Below are 20,553 nucleotides of genomic sequence, written 5' to 3'. Positions count from 1 at the left end.
AAGCAGACGGGCACTCCGCCCTACACCCACTCCAACCCCGTCTCCGGTGGCAGGTAAGTCCCCGGCCGCAATTCGGCACCGTCGGCCGTGCGGCGCAGCCTCAAGCCGCTCGGCACGGTCGCCAGCAGCACGCGCGGGCCGCTGACGGTCACGCGCAGACCCTCCAGCGCGGGAGCGCCCAGCAGCAGCCCGAGGTCCACCAGCCCCGGCGCCAGCGTGAGGGCGTGTTCGCCGTAGGGACCGCTCAGGCGCAGGCCCACCCCGTCGGCGTGCAGCGAGAGCGGCAGCCCCAGCCCCACCAAGCTCCCCAGCGGCGGGTGCGGCGAGCGCGAGGGCCGGGCCACCGCCAGCCCCAGCAGGGTGCCGGGGCGCACGACCTCGCCCTCCCGCAGCAGGCGGGTGCCCTGGCTGACCTCCAGGTCGGCGGGAACGCGCAGCACCCGCAAGCCCCCCGCCTCGTGTGCCAGCCGCAGCCCGCTGAGGTGCGGCACCCGCGCGAGTTGCCCCAGGTCGAAGGGGGCGTCCAGCGGCGCCGCCAGCGGTTGCCGCCGCCCGCCCCGGCCCACCAGCGAGAGCGCGAGGGCGGGGGTGTACTCCAGCCCCTCCACGGCCTCGGGCGCGGGGTGAACGGGCGCGGGCGGCGGGGTGGGCCGTGGGCGGCGACGGCGGCGACCCAGCAGCAGGCCCGCTCCCACCAACGCGGCGAGGCCCAGCCCGGCGAGGACAGTCCACCCAGCTCCCAGTCCCCCACCAGCCCGGTCCCCTCCCCCACCCGGCCCCCCGACCGGGGTCAGGTCGAAGGTCCGCCCTCCCCCGATCAGCCGGGGGACCCCCGCACCCGCCCCTTCCCCCACCCGCGTGAGCTGCACGGCCACCTCGCGCCCGCCGGGCAGCGTCCAGACCTCTCCACCCAGACCGGGAGGAAGCCGTAGCGAGAGGGCTTCGGAGGCCAGCTCAGCGGGCAGGCGGTAGCGCAGGGTGACGCTCTCGCCGGGACCCAGGGCGCGATCGGCGCCGGGATTGAGCCACAGCAGCCCGGTCTGCCGGGGCCGCGCCGGAGCCGAGGCCCCCGCCCCCGCGCTCGGCGCCGCCGTCTCTCCCACCGCCAGCCGCAGCAATGCCCGCCGGGGCAGGCCACCCTCGGCGGCGGGGGGGGCGCACAGCAGGGCCGGGGTGTCGGGGGCGACCTCCCGCCCGACGCGCAGGGCCGCCTGCCCACCCTCCACCACCGGGCGGGCCAGCGTGACTCCTGCCGGGGCGCTCAGCGTGAGCGGCGTGCCGTCGGGCCAGGGTACCGACACCCGCGCGGGGTCGCTCACCGTGCGCAGGGCCGTCCCCGGCGCCACCCGCGCCAGCACGGGCACCTCGCCCACCGGCAGACTGACGCCCCGCGCGTAGCCGCTCGCCCGCAGCGCCGCCCGCGCGTCGCCGGGCAGGGGCGTCCCCAGCGCCACGTAATGCAGGGTGTCCAGCCCCCCCCGCCCCCGGAAGGCCGCCAGCGCCCGCGCCGCCGTCCAGTCCCCGGCGGGATCGTTGTCGGTGCCGTCGGTCAGGACGATCACGGTGGTGACGTACCCCCCGGCCTGCAACGGCGCCAGTCCCTCCCCCAGACTGCGGTAGAGGTAGGTGTTGCGCCCGTCGGCCCGCAGCGCGGCGAGGTCGGTGTTCCAGCGCGTCCGGTCGGCCGGGAAAGCGTACCCCCGGCGTGAGCGCAGCCCCTGGTCGAAGGTCAGGAGGTCCACCCGGTCGGGCCGCTCGGAGCGCACGTAGCCGTTCACCGCCGCCTTGACCCGCCCGAAGATGTCCGCCTGCCCGTCCCCGATGCCGCGCATGGAGCCGCTGGTGTCCAGCACGAAGACCACGCGGGTGCGGCTGGGCAGCGACGCCGCGAAGGTGGCCGCGTCGGTCGGCATGGGTGGTCCGGGCAGGCGGCACTGCTCCGGCGGCAGCGCGGCGGGGAGGCGGCGCAGGGTCACGCGCGGGGCGGCACGGGTCACGGTGGAAGCCGCCACAGAGGCCGCCGCCCCGGCCCGGCCGCCCGGCCACGGCGCGAGTTCGGGAGCCAGCAACCACGGAGAGAGGGCGAGGAGGACGGCAGAACGCGGGCGCATGCGCCCATCATTGTGACCGCTGATACCGGGGGCGTCCAATGCTGCCGGAGGCGCAGGCGCCACACCCGCCCAACTCCCCACCCCCGATTACGCCCCATGCGTAATCCATTTGACCCGTTTCAAGTCTGGGAGTATACTGTCAAGACCTTCGGGGGCGCACCCAGCGCCCGTTTTTTCCGAATCGACCTGCCCAAGCTCAGGACGTGTCCCTACGGGGGCAACGCCAGGAGGATCATGACCCAGACTCCCGCCTATGACGCCAGCTCCATCTCGATTCTCAAGGGGCTGGAGGCCGTTCGCAAGCGCCCCGGCATGTACGTGCAGGGCGGCACCGGCATCGACGGTTACCACCAACTGCTGACCGAGATCATCGACAACGCCATCGACGAGGGCCTGGGCGGCTTTGCCGACGAGGTTCACGTCATCATGCACGCCGACGGCTCGGCCACTGTCACCGACAACGGGCGCGGCATCCCGGTTGACCTGATGAAGTCCGAAAACCGCCCCGCCATCGAGGTGATCTTTACCGAGCTGCACGCGGGCGGCAAGTTCGGCGGCGGCGCCTACAAGGTGTCCGGCGGCCTGCACGGGGTCGGGAGCAGCGTGGTGAACGCGCTGTCGACCTACCTCGACGTGACCGTGAACAAGGGCGGCCAACTGCACCACATTCGCTTCGAGAAGGGCGCGGTGACCACGCCGCTGGAAGTGCTGGGCCAGACGCCCGCCGACGTGACGTGGTCGACCAAGGTCACCTTCCACCCCGACCCGCAGGTCTTCTCGGAGTTCGAGAACCTCTTCAATTACGACCGCATCCGGGGCCGCCTGCGCGAGCTGGCCTACCTGACCGGCCTGAAGATCGTCGTGCGCGACGAGCGCACCGAGCTGCACGCCGGGGAGATTCGGGAAGAAGTGTTCCACGAGGAAGGCGGCATCGCCAACTTCGCCCGCGCCCTCGTCACCGACGACACCAAGCTGCTGTACGACCAGCCCATCGTGATGCGCGGCTCGCACATGGACGTAGAAGTCGAGGTCGCGTTTATTCACGCGAACACCTACTCCAGCGACAACATCCTGACGTACGCGAACATGATTCGCACCCGCGACGGCGGCACGCCGCTGACCGGCTTCAAGACCGCTTACACGCGCATCCTGAACAAGTACGCCAAGGACAAGAACCTGATCAAGTCCGGCAACCCGGTACCCAGCGGCGACGACCTGCTCGAAGGCATCTACTGCGTGGTCAGCGTCAAGCTGGGCGAGCCGCAGTTCGAGTCGCAGGCCAAGGTCAAGCTGCTGAACAGCGAGGCGCAGACCGCCGTGAACGCCATCGTGGGCGAGAAGTTCGCGGAGTTCCTCGAAGAGAACCCCAAGATCGGCAAGACCATCGTGGAAAAGGCCGCCGAGGCCGCCCGCGCCCGCGAGGCCGCCCGCAAGGCCCGCGACATTGTCCGGCGCTCCAACCCCCTTGAGAACGACGATCTGCCCGGCAAGCTGGCCGACTGCTCTTCGCAGGACCCCGCCGAGTCCGAGCTGTTCATCGTGGAGGGCATCTCGGCGGGTGGCTCGGCCAAGGGCGGGCGCGAGCGCCGCTTCCAGGCGATCCTGCCCCTGCGCGGCAAGATCCTGAACGTCGAGAAGTCCGAGCTGAACAAGATTCTCAAGAACGCCGAGATTCGGGCACTGATCGGCGCCATCGGCGCGGGCGTGGAGGGCACCGGGGACCGGATGCACTTTGACCTCTCCAACCTGCGTTACCACAAGATCATCATCATGACCGACGCGGACATGGACGGCGGGCACATCGCCACCCTGCTGCTGACGTTCTTCTACCGCTACATGCGTCCGGTCGTCGAGCAGGGCTACCTCTACATCGCGCAGCCGCCGCTGTACCGCATCATGGTGGGCCGCGAGAAGAAGGGCACCTACCTCTACACCGAGGAAGAACTCAAGGCGCACGTCGCCCGTGCCAACAAGGAAGGCAAGAAGTACGAGATTCAGCGCTTCAAGGGCCTGGGCGAGATGAATGCCGACCAGCTCTGGGACACCACCATGAACCCCGAGACGCGGGCGCTCAAGCAGGTCAAGGTCGAGGACCTGATGGAGACCAACGAGGTCTTCGAGGACCTGATGGGCTCGGAAGTCGCCCCCCGCAAGAAGTTCATTCAAGACAACGCCCGCTTCGCCGAGATCAGCGTGTAAGCGAAGGGAAACCAGAGAAGCCCGCCCCACTTGCACGGGGCGGGCTTCTTCCTTTGGGGGCTTGACCCGCTGGTCGGAGTGCGGACAATGGAGCATCTGCCCTGCTTGACCCCCTGCCCACCCCAGGAGTGCCCATGACCCGTCTGCTGATGCCCACGCTCCTCTCGACCTTTTTGCTCGCTGCCTCGGGGTACGCCCAAACCGGACCGAAAAGCAGCCTGGTAGGCGCTCCTTTCACACCAGACGCGGTCATCGTGACCGACCGCAGCGCCGTCAATGAATTCGCAGGGGCGCTGCGGGAGGCGGCCGCCCAGGCGGGGGGCACCTGCCAGAAGAGCGAATACGTGGTCTGGCCGGAATCCAGAGACGACCTCGCCGAGCAATTTCAGGAGGGCCTGAAGGCCCTGGGCTACAGCCTCACCCTGCTGGACGAGGCCGACGACGAGGACGGGTATGTGGCGGCCTTTCGCCTCGCCGGAACGGGCAAGACGCCGCTGGCTGGTCTGTGGGTTGACGACGGCGACGGGGTGGTGCTGGGATGGTGCACCCTGAACACGGCCGCTGCGCCCCGCGCCAGCGCGTTGGCTCCGGCTCCCCGCCCAGCCGCGGCACCTGCACCCACCGCGCAGGCCAGCGCCCTTCAACCGGGCAAGTACGGCTGCACCGAGACGCAGCCCCGACTGGTGAACGGCTCCTGGCAGTTCGAGTTCCAGGCCCGCGGCGCCATCCAGCTTCAACCCGACGGGCGCTACGTGGACCCTTTTGGCGTGACGGGCCGTTACACGCTGAATACCGGGCGCACGGCGGCCACCTTTTCCGGTGGAGCGCTTGGCGGCGGCACCGCCACCCCCATCGAGGGCGAGGTGGGCCGCCTGCGCGTGACGATTCCTACGGCGAGCGGCGAACGCCGCTGGACCTGCGGGCGGATGTAACCGCCCGGCTCAGCCCCGCCCTGCCCCCCACTCCACAAACTCCACCAGGTCCGCGTACTGCCGCTCCAGGCTGGGGCGGTGGACATACATCATGTGCCCAGCCTCGTAGAAGACCTCGCGGACATTCCCGCGCAGGCTGGGGTCGAGGCCCAGGTGATCGAGCGTGTGCCGGGTCGCGTGGTACGGCGTGGCGAAGTCGAAGTAACCCGACGCCACCAACACCTTGAGGTGCTCGTTCTGGTGCATGGCCTTGCGGAGCGTGTCCGAGACGCGCACGTGCTTGTTCTCAAACTCCTTGTAGCTCCAGGGCCGCACCCGCATGGTCAGGATCTCGTAGGGCAGGTCGGACTCGAAACCCAGCTCGGCGCGGACGTAGTGGTTCATCGCCGCCGTGTACGGCCCCAGGATGGCGCTGAGGCTGGGGTCGTACTCGTTCGCCTCGCCGCCGGAGTCGCGGTCAAGGCCGGTAAAGCGGCTGTCGAGGCGGCCCACCGTGCGGCCTTCGTCGCGCAGCAGTTCCTTGCAGAAGCGGGCCAGGGTGACGCGCAGGTTGTTGCGCCGGACGAAGCCCACGTCCAGCCCGGTGAGCGCCGCATACCGCTCGGCCACCACCCGCTGTTCTTCCTCGCTCAGGCGCGGGCCGAGATGCAGGGCGCGGGCATAGTCGCCGTCCGCGAAAGCCTCGGCCTCGCGCAACACGTCGTTCAGCGAACGCTCACCGCCGAGCTTGCCGTGATACCACGCGGTCGCGGCGGCGGTGGGCAGGTGGACGATGTACGGCAGGTCGTGCCCCGGCGTGAAGTCCACTGTCGAGAAGTCGAGAATCGAGCTGATCAGCATGATCCCGTTCAGGAACAGGCCGTGCCGCTCCTGCAAGTACCCGCTGAGGCCCGCCGCCCGCGTGGTGCCGTAGCTCTCGCCGATCAGGAACTTGGGGCTGAGCCAGCGCCCGGCGCGGCTGGTCCACAGCCGGATAAAGTCGCCCACCGACTCGATGTCCTTCTGAAAGCCGTGGAAGTCGCCGGGCTTCTCGCCTTCCGTGACGCGCGAGTATCCCGTGCTGACCGGGTCGATGAACACGAGGTCCGAGTGCGTCAGCAGCGTGAACTCGTTGTCGGTGAGGTCGTAGGGCGGCCCGGTGAGCTCCCCCGCATCGCCCATGACCACCCGGCGTGGCCCCAGCAGGCCGAGGTGCAGCCACACCGAGGAACTGCCAGGACCGCCGTTGAAGCTGAAAGTGACGGGCCGCGTGCGTGGGTCCTGCTCGGCGTCGAGCGCGTAGGCCACGAAAAAGACGCGGGCGCGGGGCTTGACGCCCTCCGATTCGCCGTCTTTGGCGTGCTTCTCTTCGGCCAGCACCATCGTCCCCGCCGTGACGGTGTAGGCCAATTCGCGGCCCCCCACGGTGACGCGGTGGCGGGTGACGCTGACCTCATCGCGCGGCTTCTCGTCCTCGGGGCGGTCCCGCTCGCCGGTCTTGACCTTGACCTTCACTTCGGTGCCCGGCTCGGTCGCCTGCTTCTCCTGTTCGTCGCTCATGGATAGGGTAGTTCTAGCGCGTCCGGCTACCCTTCCTCCCGACTACCCGAAATATCCCAGCAGCTCGATCAGCATGGGCGCGTAGTCGTCCGGCTTGATGCCCCGCTTTTCCAACTTCACCGACGGCGGGAAGGTCGTCACCTCCGTCCGGTGGGGGAAACGCTTGAGGCCGGACGCGTCGTAGTCGAGCGACTTGTACGCGAAAGTCACCTGAAGGTGCGTCATCGTCTCCCCGATGCTCAGCACGCGCTTGGCGACCGCCGTCAGCCGCAGCTTGGCGAGGTCGATGAAGTTCTGAACCTCCGGGGTGGGCGGCCCGTACTTCTTGCGGAGGTCGCGCTCCACCCGGCTGACCGCCTGGAGGGTCCGCGCCTCGGAGAGCCGCCCGTAGGTGGCGATGCGCTCCTCCTCGTTGCCGCTGAAGTAGTCGGGCGTGAGGCGGGCGTTGATGGGCAGGTCGATGGAGACGGAGGCGGGCGTTTCCAGCTTCTCGCCCTTGAGCTTGGCAACCGCCTGCGCGAGCATTTCCGTATACACGTCGATGGAGACGGCCTGCACGTGCCCGTGCTGCTCCTCGCCGAGGATGTTGCCCACCCCACGAATCTCCATGTCCTTTTCGGCGAGCAGGTGCCCGCTTCCGAGGTCCTGCAGGTCGGCGATCGCCCACAGCCGCCGCTGCGCGTTCTCGGTCATGCGCGGCGGGTAGAAGAGGTAGGCATAGGCCGTCTGCTGCCGCCGCCCCACGCGCCCGCGAAGCTGGTAGAGCTGCGCGAGGCCCAGGCGGTCCGAGCGCTCGATCAGGATGGTGTTTGCCTCGGGGATGTCCAGCCCCGTTTCCACGATGGTCGTGGAAATCAGCACGTCGAAGGCCCCCTCCGCGAAGCCCAGCATAATCTCCTCGAGTTCCTCCTCGTTCATGCGGCCATGCGCCACGCCGATGCGGGCTTCCGGAATCAGGTTGCGGAGGTAGAGGCTCCGCGCCCCGATAGACGCGATGCGGTCGTGGATATAGAAGACCTTGCCGCCGCGCTCAATCTCGGAAAGCACCGCGTCGCGCACGGTCACCGGGTCGAAGGGCGCGAGCACGGTCTGGATGGGCTTGCGGCCCTTGGGCGGCGTCTGGATGGAGCTCATGTCGCGCAGGCCCACCATGCTCATGTAGAGGGTGCGCGGAATGGGCGTGGCGGACAGGGCCAGCGTGTCCACCGCCTTCACGCCCTCCGGAATCTCGATCTTGCCGTCCTTGGGCACGTCGGGCAGCCCGCGCATGGCCCGCAGCTTTTCCTTCTGCCCTACCCCGAAGCGGTGTTCCTCGTCCACGATGATCAGGCCGAGGTCCTTGAACCCGATATCGCCCGAGAGCAGGCGGTGCGTCCCGATGATGATGTCCACCTTGCCCTGCGCGAGGTCACCCAGGATGCTCTTGGCCTGCTTGTCCCCGGTGAAGCGCGACAGGCCCTCCACCCGCACCGGCAGGTCCTTGAAGCGCTCCACGAAGGTGGACGTGTGCTGCTCGGCGAGCAGGGTGGTGGGCACCAGCATGGCGACCTGTTTGCCGTGCCCCACGACGCGGTGGGCAGCCCGCAGCGCGACCTCGGTCTTGCCAAAGCCCACGTCGCCGGAGATCAGGCGGTCGGCAGGAATGGGACGCTCAAGGTCGCCCATCGTTTCCTTCAGGGCCGTCTTCTGGTCGGCGGTGAGGTCGAACTTGAAGTTCTGCTCGACTTGCGCGTCCCACTCGGGTTGGGGCGGGAAGGCGTTGCCGGGCGTGACCTGCCGGGCCGCGTACTGCACGAGCAGCTTGCCCGCGACCTCCTCGGCGTTCTTGCGGGCCTTGTCCTTGGCTTTGGCCCAGTCCTTCTTGTCGAAACTCGACAGCACCGGGGGGTCGTCGGTGGTGCCGGGGTGCCGCCGCAGCACGGGCAGTTGCTCGATGGGCACAGCGAGGCGGGCGCCGCCCCGGTATTCGAGGTTGAGGTAGTCGCGCGTGACGCCCAGCACCGTGCGCGTCTCCAGACCCTGAAACTGGCCGATACCGTGCTCCGGGTGGATGAGGTAGTCCCCGACGTGCAACCCCAGCGCGTCCGTGACGGGCTTGCCCGCCAGCTTGCGCCCCCGCAGCGCCGAGCCGCCCTGGAAGCCGTAGATCAGGTCTTCTGTGAGCACGACCGCGCGGTGCTCGGGAATGGCGAAGCCGCCCTCGCCGTTCGCGCGGAGGAAGCCCAGGCCGCCCTCCTCCACGCGGGGCACGCTCAGCCAAGGAATCTCGTGGGTGTTCAGCAGGCGGTCCGCCAGATACGCGGCGGTGCGGTCGTGGCGCACCAGAATCAGCACCCGGTACCCCGCCCCGCGCCACTCAGCAATATCGCGCTCCAGGTCCGAGAGGCGGGCACGGTAGAAGGGCAGCGGCGTCAGGCCGAGGTCGAAGTCGGTCAGCTCCAGCGGAGCGCGGCCAAAGGACGTGACCTCGCGCTCCCGCAGCCGGGGCCACAGCGTGTCGGTGAGCGGCCCCAGCGCCGAGGCGTAGAACTCCGGCGCGTCCAGGAACACGCGGCCCGGCAGCAGGTCCAGGCGGGTGGCGTCCCACTTCACGTCGGTGAGGTAGTCGGCGGTGGGTTCCAGGGTGAAGTCCCGGATCTTCTCGCCTGTCAGCTCGCCCGCCCCCAGGCGGCGCAGGGTGTCCAGTTCGTCCCCGAAAAACTCGGCGCGGAGGGTCAGCGCGTCCTCGCCCGCTGGCACGCCTGCCCCCAGCCCCAGCCGCAACTCCAGCGTGTCGCCGCGCAGGAGGTAGCCCGTCTCGTCGTCCTCGGGGTCCTGCAACCGCTCGTAGCCCAGGCGTTCCAGCCGGGCGAGCAGGTCCTCGCGCGGGTAACTCGCGCCCACCCGCAGGGCGAGGGCATGGTCCTCGGGGTGCGCCGGAAAGAGGTCGAGGGCTGTGTTCACGTCCAGCACGACATGCTCAGCCTTGCCCGCCCAGTCGCTCAGCCCCGGATTGACCGACACGGGCGCCCCCAGTGCCCCGGCGGAGGCGTAACTTGCCAGGCGGTCGGGGGTGGTGAGCAGCACGGCGGGGCCGGGGTGGGCGGCAAAGAGGGCGGCGCGGGCCACCTGCGGCAGCAGCAGCACGTTTCCGACCGGGGCGGTCGGCATCAGTCTGGAGAGGTTGGGGGCGGCGACCGTCACCCGCAGATTGTACGCGGGGGCCTGGGGACACAGGGGGACCGAGGGAACGGTCAGGCCGGGGCGAGGGCGAGGAGGCGGTCGGGGAAGGAGGCAAAGGCGCTGGCTTCCTCGTGGGCGCAGGGCTGCCCCTCGTCCATCAGGCGCACGGCAACCAGCCCCGGCCCCGGCAGGACGTGAAGATGCTGGCCCAGCCACCCGTCGTGCCCGAAACCGGCTACCGGGCCGAACTGCTCGTCCGCCCAGCGCACGCCCCTGGGCACCTGTTCGCGGTCAAAGCCCTGGGCCACCAGCCGGGGCCACAGTTGCCCCCAGGACGTCCACTCGCCCATGCAGGCTTTCAGGGCGGCGACACTCGGCGTGAATCCACTGGCAGCCACCGCCTCCACATGACCGGAGGTCACCAAGATTCGGGTCCATTGTGGTCGCAGCCACCACAACAGACCCATGTGGGGAAAAGCAGAGGTCGCAGGACCGGTGCTCTCCTCCATCCAGTCCCGATGAATCAGGGGGCGCCCACCTGCCTCTCCCCCCTCCAGCGCAAGCTGTCCCAACCGGGCGAGGTCGCGGGCACGCAGACTCAGGCCACTCATGCCGTGCGGATTTCCGGCCCGGTCACGGACCCAGAATAGATCCTCAATCCCCAGCGGCCCGAACAGCTCCGCGCGGGCGAAATCGTCGGCCTTCTGCCCAGTGGCCCGCTCCAGCAGGCCGCAGATCAGGTTCACGGCCTTGTTGTTGTACGCGAAGACGCTGCCGGGAGCGTGCTCCAGCTCAGCACACAGCGCGAGTTGCACGAAGTCGGGGCTGGGATAAATCTCGGCGGGGGCCATCGGCACGTTTTGAAGCCCGCTCGTGTGCGTCATCAGGTGCCGCAGCGTCACGTCCCGCTTGCGCCCCTGCCGCCATTCGGGGAAGAACTCGCACACGGGCACGTCCGCCCCCGGCAGATGCCCCAGGGTCACCGCACGGCCCACGACCAAGCTCAGTACGGCCTTGGTCACGCTCATCGTCTCGATGGGACGGTCGCCGCGCCCGTCTATCACCTCGTCTACGATCACTTCACCGTCCCGCATCACGATGAGGGCGCTGGTGTTCGTGGCGCGGGCCTCGTCCACAAGGGCGTCGAGCTGGGCTGTGGGCATGGCCGCAGCGTATCCCGGCGGCCCAGCCTGCGCCCGCCGATTTACCGTCCGGTGCGGCACCCCGTCAGCAGCGCCCGCGTACGCCCCGTGTTCGTCCCGACAAAAGTGCTCAGGGTCGCCTCGCCCTGATGCTCCCACCACTCCAGGCCGCTGCGTGCCCCCTCCGGCCCGGCCCGGCTGGCGTAGCGGGCACCGCTGGCACTGAGAGCCTCGGCCAAGCCGTATTCACGCCCGCGCCAGTTCAGCACCACGGAGGTGGGGCCACCCGGACCGAAGGTGGCGTAGGTGGCGCTGATCTTCTGCCCACCGCCACAGGTGTAGTGGAAGGTTCGGGAGGAGCCGGGCGTGGAAGGGCCGCCCCCCGCTTCGGCAACCGGGGCTATAGCGAGGACCAGCAGGGCAGCCGCGACCAGCCTCATCGCTCCAGCCTACAGGCCGGGGGCCTCTGCCCATACAGATTACAAATCTGGTCAACTTCTCTGCTATGCTTTGTTTTGTGAAGCGGATGATTCTTTCTCTGACCGCCCTGGTGCTGCTGGGCAGCGCGGGCGCACAGCAGGCCAAGGAACTGCGGCTCGGGGTATTTCCCAACGTGACCCACGCGGCCGGGCTGGTCGGTGTGCAGCGCGGCCTCTTTCAGAAGGAACTCGGCAACGTCAAGCTGGTCGTCAAGGAGTTCGCCAACGGCTCGCAGATCAACGAGGCGTTCGCGGCGGGTGCTATCGACGCCGCCTATGTCGGCCCTGGCCCGGCCATGAACGCCTTTATGCGCGGGGTGCCTATCCAGGTGTACGCGGGGGCGGCGAACGCGGGCGCGGTGCTGGTGGGGCGCAAGGACAGCGGCATCCGCAACGTCAAGGCGCTGAAGGGCAAGAAGGTCGCCGTGCCCACGCGCGGCTCGACGCAGGACATCAGCCTGCGGCACCTGCTGCACGAGAACGGCCTCAAGGCCACCGACGAGGGCGGCAACGTCACCATCGTGCCCATCGACCCGGCGAACATGCCCGCCGCCTTCGCGACCAAGCAGGTGGACGCCGCGCTGGTGCAAGAGCCGTGGGGCGCGATCATGGAGTCGCAGGGGGCCAAACTCATCGCCAACGAGAAGGCGATCTGGGAGGGTGGCAACTACACCACCACCGTCCTCGTCGTGAACACCAAGTTCGCCTCGCAGAACCCCGAAGTCGTCAAGGACCTGCTGCGCGGGCACCTTGCCGCGATCAATTTCATCGGGAAGAGCAACGCCGGGGCGCAGAAAGCCATCGCGGACCAGATTCAGGCCTTTACCGGCAAGCGGCCCAACACCGCCGAGCTGTTCAAGGCGCTGGCGCGGACCAAGGTGACCTGGGACATCAACCTGAAGACGCTGGCCGAGTACGCGCAGCTCAACAAGGAAGCGGGCTTCGCGCGGGACGTGCCCGACCTGAACAAGTTCGTGAACCTCAGCGTGATTCGCGGCCTGGCGAAGTAGGAGCCACCATCTTCCAGCAACCAGCAAGAGCCCCGGCATGACGCCGGGGCTTTTGTTGTGCTGATCGCTGGCAGCGGGGAGCAGGCCGCTACACTACCCCCATGACCGGACCCAGAAAAGGCTCCAGGGGCCGACCGCCCAAACGCACAGCCGCGCAGGGACGCGGCGGCATCACCCGCGACACCAGCCGTCCTGCCCGCGAGCCGGGGGGCCGGGAGCAGGAGACACAGACCACCGGGGAGCGTCCCCGCAGCCAGGGTCAGTCCCAGGGCCGGGGCGCCCTGCCGAACACCAATCCCGCCCGCCGCAAGCCGGGGGAGCGGGGGGAGGGACGTGGCGGCGAGCGGCCCTTCCCGTCGGGGCCGGGCCGGGGGGCGCCGCCCAAGGTCACGCGGGGGGAGGGCGCGGGCGGCAGCAAGAAGCCCCTGCCCGACCTGAAGCGGGTGCAGCTCGACGCGCCGGACCCTGGCGCGACCTTCCGCGACCGCGACGGCGAGCGCCTGACCTTCCCCGACAGCGCCCTCAAACGGGTCGCCGCCCACATCCTGACCGAGAAGAACAAGGCGTGGCGCTACCGGGCTTTTCCCTTTCCCCTGTTCACCGACCGGGGCAGCGAGCAGTCCTTTTACTTCGACTTCTACATCTACGACGCGGAAGACTCGGTCATCCGACTGATTCTGGTCGTGCCCTTCGAGTCGCGCGAGGTCTGGGACCGGGTGGGGCGCTTCAAGCGGCAATACCCCATGTACCGCTACGAGCTGTGGACGCCGGAGCGGCTGGCGCAACTGGGACGGCCACGGGCGCAGCTCGGATTCTGATCTGAACCGCCCCCTGGCGAAATGTCTTCAGGCGTCAGAGCGCCGTGAGAGCGATCTGGTAACGTTTCCAACTGTAGGCGGCGACTTCGCGGCAGCGGGCCTGACCGGGCCAGCGCGGGGCCGCCGCCCCCGACTTTCCCGCACTGCACCGGGCCTGTTCCGGCCCGTGGAGGACCCCAGTACCCATGACCATCACCGATCTTCCGGCCACCCAACCCGCCCTGCTGCGGCCCGGCAGCCCCTATCCGCTGGGGGCCACCTGGGACGGCAAAGGCACCAACTTTGCCCTGTATTCCGAGAACGCGACCGGGGTGGAACTGTGCCTCTTCGACGAGGCGGGCACCGAGACGCGCGTGCCGCTGACCGAGCAGACCGCCTTCGTGTGGCACGGCTACCTGCCGGGCGTGGGACCGGGCCAACGCTACGGCTACCGGGTCCACGGCGAGTACGCGCCCGAGCGGGGCCTGCGCTTCAATCCCAACATCGTGCTGCTCGACCCCTATGCCAAGGCGCTCGACGGCGTGGAGCAGCATGACCGGGGCATCCTGGGCTACCAGGGCGAGGACGACCTCACCATGCAGACCGCAGAGCAGCGCGGCGCTCCCCTCGGCATCGTCATCGATCCGCTGTTCAACTGGGTGGGCGATGTCAAGCCGGGCGTGCCCTTTCACCAGTCGGTGATCTACGAGGCGCACGTGCGCGGCCTGACCATGACCCACCCCGACGTGCCCGAGGCTTTGAGGGGCACCTACGCGGGCGTGGCGACCGAGCCGGTGCTGCGCTACCTGCGCGACCTCGGCATCACGGCGATCGAGTTCCTGCCCGTGCACCAGCATGTGGACGACGGCTTTCTGCTGGGCAAGGGCCTGAGCAACTACTGGGGCTACTCGACCCTGAATTTCTTCGCGCCGGAAGTCCGCTACTCGGCGGCGGCGCGGCGCGGGGACCCGGCGGGCGCGGTGCCCGAGTTCAAGAACATGGTCCGCGCCCTGCACGACGCCGGAATCGAGGTCATCCTTGACGTGGTGTACAATCACACGGCCGAGGGGAACCACATGGGGCCGACGATGAGCTTCAAGGGCATCGACAACCCCACCTACTACCGCCTGGTGGCCGACAACCCGCGCTTCTATTTCGACTACACGGGCACCGGCAACTCCCTGAACGTGCGGCATCCCCAGACGCTGCAACTTATCATGGACTCGCTGCGCTACTGGGTCACCGAGATGCATGTGGACGGCTTCCGCTTTGACCTGGCCTCCACGCTGGCGCGGGGGCTGCATGAGGTGGACCAGCTCTCGGGCTTTTTCACCATCATCCACCAGGACCCGGTGATCTCGCAGGTCAAGCTGATCGCCGAGCCGTGGGACGTGGGGGAAGGCGGGTATCAGGTCGGCAATTTCCCGGTGAACTGGGCCGAGTGGAACGGCATCTACCGCGACGACATGCGGGCCTTCTGGAAGGGTGAGGGCGGGCTGGCCTCCGAGATCGGCTACCGCCTGACGGGCAGCAGCGACCTCTACCAGCGCGACGGGCGCAAGCCGTACGCCTCCATCAACTTCGTCACCGCCCACGACGGCTTTACCCTGCGCGACTCGGTGACCTACGAGCAGAAGCACAACGAGGCCAACGGTGAGGGCAACGCCGACGGCCACAGCCACAACCTCACCTGGAACTGCGGGGTGGAGGGCGAGACGGACGATCCCGAGGTGAACCGCCTGCGCTCTCAGCAGCAGCGCAACTTCCTGGCGACCCTGCTGCTGGGCCAGGGCACCCCAATGCTCCTGGGCGGCGACGAGATCGGGCGCACTCAGAAGGGCAACAACAACGCCTACTGCCAGGACAACGAGATCAGTTGGTATGACTGGCAGAACATCGACGCCGACCTGCTGGCCTTCACCCGGCGGTTGATCCGGCTGCGTAAGGCGCACCCCGCCCTGCACCGCCGCAAGTTCTTCTCGGGCCGCACCATCCGCGGCGAGGACGTGCGCGACATCGTCTGGCTGCGCTTCGACGGCGCCGAGATGAGCGACGAGGACTGGAACAACCCCCAGACCCAGAGCCTGGGGATGTTCCTCGACGGCGACGGCCTCGACGACGTGGACGCGGAAGGCCGCCCGCTGAAGGACGACGATCTGCTGCTGCTGCTGTCGGCCTCGCATATCGACCTGCCCTTCCGGCTGCCCGACCTTGACGGGTGCCCGCAGTGGGAGTTGCTGCTCGACACCACCGACGACGGTGCCCGCGAGCGCCTTGCCGCCGGGGAGGAGACGACGCTCAAGGCGCGGAGCGTGAAGCTTTACCGCTGCGTGCGGGACTAAAAGCAGCAAGACTGGCCGGAGGTTCAGGGACCACCTGGACCTCCGGCCTCCTTAAGGGCCGCTTCACTCTGTAGGCATGGACCTGTCAGGGTGCGTCACCGGAGCTTTACCTTGCTCTCATCGCCGGGCGGGTCCCGCCTCCTAGCCTGACGCGTTCGCCGCCTTCCCCCCGCGAAGGTGGCCCGAAAGGAGTCCCATGCGCTCAACCCTTCCCAGTGCCCCTGCGGGGGCGCTGTCTTCCCCACCTGCGCCCCGACTGGGGGCCGAACTGCTGCCCGGCGGCGCGGGCACCCGCTTCCGCGTCTGGACGACCACCGCGCAGGAGGTCGCCGTGCGCGTGGGCGGCACCGACCATCCCATGACCGCACTGGGGGACAACATCCATGAAGTCACCCTGCCCGTGGGCGCGGGCACCCGCTACCAGTTCGTGCTGAACGGGCAGGCGTGGCCCGACCCCTATGCCCGCTTCCTGCCGGACGGGGTTCACGGCGAGGCGGAAGTGGTGGACCCCACCGCCTACGGGTGGCAGCACACCGGCTGGCGCGGCCTGCCCCTCTCCGAGTGCGTCTTTTACGAGCTGCACATCGGCACCTTTACCCCGGAGGGCACCTACCGGGCGGCGATGGAGCGGCTGTCCGAGTTGGCAGAACTGGGCGTGACCGCGCTTCAGGTGATGCCGCTGGCCTCGTTTCCCGGCTCGCGTGGGTGGGGGTACGACGGCGTGGCCCTCTATGCCCCCTATGCCCCGTACGGCCGCCCCGAGGACCTGAAGGCGTTCGTGGACGCGGCGCACGGGCACGGGCTGGCCGTGTTCCTCGACGCCGTGTACAACCACTTCGGGCCGGACGGCAATTACCTCGGCGTCTACAGTCCGGGGTACTTCACCGAGCGCTTTCACACCCCCTGGGGCGCGGGGCTGGACTACGCGGAGCCGCACATGCGCCGCCTGATCACGGACAACGCCCGGATGTGGCTGCACGAGTACCGCCTTGACGGGCTGCGGCTGGACGCCACCCAGGAGATGCAGGACGACTCGCCGGTCCACATCCTGCGCGAGCTGGCCGACCGGGTTCACGAGCTGGGGGGCACGAAGGTGCTGCTCGCCGAGGATTACCGCAACCTGCCGGAGCTGGTCACCGAAATGCACCTCGACGGCATGTGGGTGGACGATTTCCACCACGTCATGCGCGTGACCCTCACTGGGGACCGCGACGGCTACTACCAGCATTACGAGGGCGGAGCGGCGGCGCTGACGCACGTGCTGAACCGGGGCTGGGTCTACGAGGGCCAGCACTGGGCCGAATGGAACGGGCCGCGTGGTCAGCCCGCCGACGGTCTGGAGGCCCCCTCCTTCGTCTACTTCATCCAGAACCACGACCAGATCGGCAACCGGGCGGTGGGCGACCGGGTTCACCACCTGGAGCGCGTCACCCCCGCCATGTACCGGGGCGCGTCCACCCTGCTGCTCACGCTGCCGATGACCCCGCTGCTGTTCATGGGCCAAGAGTGGGCGGCGTCCAGCCCCTTCCCCTTTTTCAGCGACCACCACGGCGAGCTGGGGCGGCTGGTGTCGGAGGGCCGCAAGAAGGAATTCGGCCACTTCGAGGGGTTCTCCGGGGAGGACGTGCTCGACCCGCAGGCGGAGGAGACGTTCCGGCAGGCGAAACTCGACTGGGACGAGCGTGAGACAGGCGAACACGCCCGGACGTTGGCGCTGTACCGCACCCTGCTGCGCCTGCGCCGCGAGGACCCGGTGCTGCGGGGCCGCGAGCGCCGCACCCTGACCGCCGGACACGCCGGGGACGTGGTGTGGGTGCGGCGGGTCACGGAGGCGGGCGAACGCCTGCTGCTGTGGAACGTGGGCCGGGAGGCGGTGGGCGCTGCCAGCCTGACCCTCCCCTTTCCCCTCCCGCCCCGTATTGTCCTCCACTCGGAAGGCCGCCCCGACCTCCGTTTGGAGCGCGGCGAGGCGGTCCTGCTAGGGTCGGAAGGATGACCGACGGCGCCACCCCCCACGTTCCGTCCTCCACCTACCGCCTCCAGCTCCACGCGGGCTTCGACTTCGCGGCCGCCCGCCGCCTGCTGCCGTATCTCGCGCGGCTGGGCGTGACGGACGTGTACCTCTCGCCGATCTGGACGAGTGCGCCGGGGAGTGGCCACGGCTACGACGTGACCGACCACGCTTCAGTCAACCCGGCCCTGGGCGGCGAGGCGGGGCTGCGGCGGCTCGCGGCGCGGGCGCGGGAACTCGGGCTGGGCCTGATCGTGGACTTCGTGCCCAACCACATGGGCATTCAGGGCGGCCACAACCCCTACTGGGAGGACGTGCTGACCCACGGGCAGGCCAGCCGCTACGCGCACTTCTTCGACATCTCGTGGCAGCCGCTCAAGCGGGCGCTGGAGAACAAGGTGCTGCTGCCGGTGCTGGGCGAGCAGTACGGGCGGATTCTGGAACGCGGTGAACTCGTGCTGGGCCGCGAAGGCGGCGTCTTCTTCCTGACCTACTGGGAGCGCCGATTGCCGATCTCGCCGCGCACGCTGGCCCGGCCGCTGACGGCGCTGGCGACCGAGCTGACGGGGACGCTCCCGGCCGCCGACCACGCCGAACTCGCCTCGGTCGCGCGGGCGGCGGCGAACCTGCCCGTCTCGACGAGTGCTGACCTCACCGACGCCGACCGCCTCGCGCGGGCGCAGGAGTCGGAGGTCATCACCCGGCGGCTGGGGGCGCTGGCGGAGACGTCGCGCTCAGTGCGGACGGCGCTCGACCGGATGGTGGCGGAGACGAACGCCGACCCCGCCCGGCTCGACGCGCTGATTCAGGACCAGAATTACCGCCTCGCCTCGTGGCGGGTCGCGGCTGAGCAGATCAACTACCGCCGCTTCTTCGACATCAACGACCTCGCGGCGCTGCGGATGGAGGACCCGCGCGTCTTCGAGTGGGCGCACGCCAAGCTGTTCGAGTTGATCGGGGATGGGGTGCTTCAGGGCGTGCGGCTGGACCACACCGACGGCCTGTACGACCCCGCCGGGTACTTCGTGGCCTTGCAACGGGGGGCGGCGCGGGCGCTGGGGCGCGAGTGGGAGCCGGGCCAGGCGCTCCCCGTCTACGTGGTCGCCGAGAAGATTCTGGAACCCGGGGAGAAGTTGCCCGAAGACTGGGCGATTCACGGCACCACCGGGTATGACTTCCTCGCGCAACTGAACGGCACCCTCGTGGACGGGGCCAGCGAGGAGGAGGTCACCGCGATCTACCGCCGCTTCACCGGGGACCGGGAGGGCTACGGCGACCACCTCTACCGGGGCAAGCACCTGATTCAGCGCGTCTCGCTGCCCGGCGAGGTCAACGTGCTCGCCGAGCATCTGGAACGGCTGGCCGAGGCGGACCTGAGATTCCGCGACTTCACGCTGAGCGGGCTGCGCGAGGTGATCCGCGAGACCATCGCCGCCTTCCCCGTCTACCGCACCTATGTCCGCGAGGGCGGCGAGCGCGAACCCGGCGACGACGCCAAGATCGAACACGCGATCCGCGACGCGAAGGCGCACCGGGCGGCAGCGGGGCGCGACCTCGACCCCAGCCTCTTCGACTTTCTGGAGGCGGTGCTGAAGTTGGACGCCCCCGACGAAGCCACCCGCGAGCGTTACGCGGGTTTCGCGCTGAAGTTCCAGCAGCTCACCGGGCCGGTCACGGCGAAGGGGGCCGAGGACACCGCCTTCTACCGCTACGCGCGGCTGCTCTCGCTGAACGAGGTGGGCGGCGATCCGGGGCTGTTCGGCACGCCGCCCAGGGCCTTTCACCGGGACGCGCAGGCCCGCGCCGAGCGGTGGCCCCACGCCATGCTCGCCACGTCCACCCACGACACCAAACGCGGCGAGGACACCCGCGCCCGCATCTCGGTGCTCTCTGAGTTGCCGCAGACGTGGGCGGCGTACCTCAGCGGCTGGTCGGGCCTGCTGCGCGGCTTCGAGGTGGAGACGGCGACGGGCCGCGCCCCCTCCGCGCTGGACACCTACACCTTTCTGCAAAACGCGCTGGGGGCCTACCCACTGGACGGGCGACTGGAGGACTTCCCCGACCGCCTGGCCGACTACGCCCTCAAGGCCGCCCGCGAAGCCAAGCTGCGAACGAGTTGGGCCGCTGGCGACGCCGAGTACGAGGAAGCACTGACGAGGGTGGTGCGCGGCCTGCTGGCCGACGAGCGCTTCTCGCGCGACCTCGCCGAGCTGCACCGCCGTATCAGCCCGTATGGGGCGCAGAACGGCCTCTCGGCGGCGCTCGTGCGCCTGACTGCCCCCGGCGTCCCCGACACCTACCAGGGCGCCGAGGGCTGGAACCAGAGCCTGGTGGACCCCGACAACCGCCGCCCGGTGGACTACGGGTGGCGTACCCGGACGCTGGCCCGCATCGAGAAACGTCACGCGGAGGACCCCGCCCGCCTCGCCACCGACCTCCTCGCCCGCTACGAGGACGGTGGGGTCAAGCTGCTGGTGACCTGGGCGGCCCTGCAAGCCCGCCGCGCCCACCCGGAGCTGTTTGCCCAGGGCAGTTACCGTCCCATCGAGGCCGGGAAGTACCTCCTCGCTTTCGCCAGAGAACACAGCGCCCGCGAGCATAGGGACGAGGTGGCCGTCATCGTCGCCCCGCGCCTGACCTACACCCTGACCCGTGAGAAGACCCCCTGGGCGCTGGGCGAGGTCTGGGGCAACCGCCAGCTCACCCTGCCGCGCCCCGGCACCTACCGCAACGTGCTGACGGGCGAACGCCTGCGCGTGCGCGGCGAGAAGGTCCCCGTGGCGAAGGTGCTGGAGACGTTCCCGCTGGCGCTGCTGGTGCGGGAGTAGT

12 protein-coding genes are annotated in these 20,553 nt (G+C 69.4%); 7 read left to right on the top strand and 5 right to left on the bottom strand.

What is annotated here, in order from left to right:
• Positions 1–20: 20 nt before the first annotated feature.
• Entirely contained in the window at positions 21–2,111 is a 2,091-nt protein-coding gene (locus L1280_RS01605) for a vWA domain-containing protein (RefSeq protein ID WP_253580267.1), read from the bottom strand.
• Between the two features lie 234 nt (positions 2,112–2,345).
• Between L1280_RS01605 and L1280_RS01600 the strand changes: the two genes are divergently transcribed.
• Both L1280_RS01600 and L1280_RS01595 read left to right on the top strand, forming a co-directional pair.
• On the top strand, positions 2,346–4,310 hold the full coding sequence (locus L1280_RS01600) for a DNA topoisomerase subunit B (RefSeq protein WP_253580266.1): 1,965 nt from the start codon (positions 2,346–2,348) through the stop codon (positions 4,308–4,310).
• A gap of 134 nt (positions 4,311–4,444) precedes the next feature.
• Positions 4,445–5,242: a hypothetical protein gene (locus L1280_RS01595; RefSeq protein WP_253580265.1), complete on the top strand. Its 798-nt coding sequence runs from the start codon at positions 4,445–4,447 to the stop codon at positions 5,240–5,242.
• Between the two features lie 9 nt (positions 5,243–5,251).
• On the opposite strand, the gene L1280_RS01590 is transcribed toward L1280_RS01595, so the two are convergent.
• The 4 genes from L1280_RS01590 to L1280_RS01575 are packed head-to-tail and all read right to left on the bottom strand — an operon-like array spanning position 5,252 to position 11,525.
• Positions 5,252–6,781, bottom strand: a complete 1,530-nt coding sequence (locus L1280_RS01590; protein WP_253580264.1) for a S10 family peptidase — start codon at positions 6,779–6,781, stop codon at positions 5,252–5,254.
• A 42-nt stretch (positions 6,782–6,823) separates the two neighbouring features.
• Complete coding sequence (locus tag L1280_RS01585; RefSeq protein ID WP_253580263.1) at positions 6,824–9,964, bottom strand: DEAD/DEAH box helicase; 3,141 nt, start codon at positions 9,962–9,964, stop codon at positions 6,824–6,826.
• A 50-nt stretch (positions 9,965–10,014) separates the two neighbouring features.
• Entirely contained in the window at positions 10,015–11,106 is a 1,092-nt protein-coding gene (locus L1280_RS01580) for a serine hydrolase (RefSeq protein WP_253580262.1), read from the bottom strand.
• A gap of 41 nt (positions 11,107–11,147) precedes the next feature.
• Positions 11,148–11,525 carry an MliC family protein gene (locus L1280_RS01575; protein ID WP_253580261.1) on the bottom strand — a complete coding sequence of 126 codons (378 nt, stop codon included), beginning with the start codon at positions 11,523–11,525 and terminating at the stop codon, positions 11,148–11,150.
• A gap of 86 nt (positions 11,526–11,611) precedes the next feature.
• Between L1280_RS01575 and L1280_RS01570 the strand changes: the two genes are divergently transcribed.
• From L1280_RS01570 to treY, 5 genes are all read left to right on the top strand, one after another.
• Positions 11,612–12,574 (top strand): ABC transporter substrate-binding protein, encoded by a 963-nt coding sequence (locus tag L1280_RS01570; protein WP_256487945.1) that lies wholly within the window; start codon positions 11,612–11,614, stop codon positions 12,572–12,574.
• A 101-nt stretch (positions 12,575–12,675) separates the two neighbouring features.
• Positions 12,676–13,392, top strand: a complete 717-nt coding sequence (locus L1280_RS01565; RefSeq protein WP_253580259.1) for a hypothetical protein — start codon at positions 12,676–12,678, stop codon at positions 13,390–13,392.
• A 185-nt stretch (positions 13,393–13,577) separates the two neighbouring features.
• Positions 13,578–15,713, top strand: coding sequence for a glycogen debranching protein GlgX (gene glgX / locus L1280_RS01560; protein WP_253580258.1), 2,136 nt, complete (start codon positions 13,578–13,580; stop codon positions 15,711–15,713).
• Between the two features lie 196 nt (positions 15,714–15,909).
• On the top strand, positions 15,910–17,709 hold the full coding sequence (gene treZ, locus L1280_RS01555; RefSeq protein WP_253580257.1) for a malto-oligosyltrehalose trehalohydrolase: 1,800 nt from the start codon (positions 15,910–15,912) through the stop codon (positions 17,707–17,709).
• Positions 17,706–20,552 (top strand): malto-oligosyltrehalose synthase, encoded by a 2,847-nt coding sequence (gene treY, locus L1280_RS01550; RefSeq protein ID WP_253580256.1) that lies wholly within the window; start codon positions 17,706–17,708, stop codon positions 20,550–20,552. The genes treZ and treY overlap by 4 nt, the downstream gene beginning before the upstream one ends.
• Position 20,553 lies beyond the last annotated feature (1 nt).

Source organism: Deinococcus sp. HSC-46F16 (assembly GCF_024171495.1).
Lineage (GTDB): Bacteria > Deinococcota > Deinococci > Deinococcales > Deinococcaceae > Deinococcus.
Note: the sequence above shows the minus strand (reverse complement) of the source record. Positions and strands in the feature narration are given on the sequence as shown.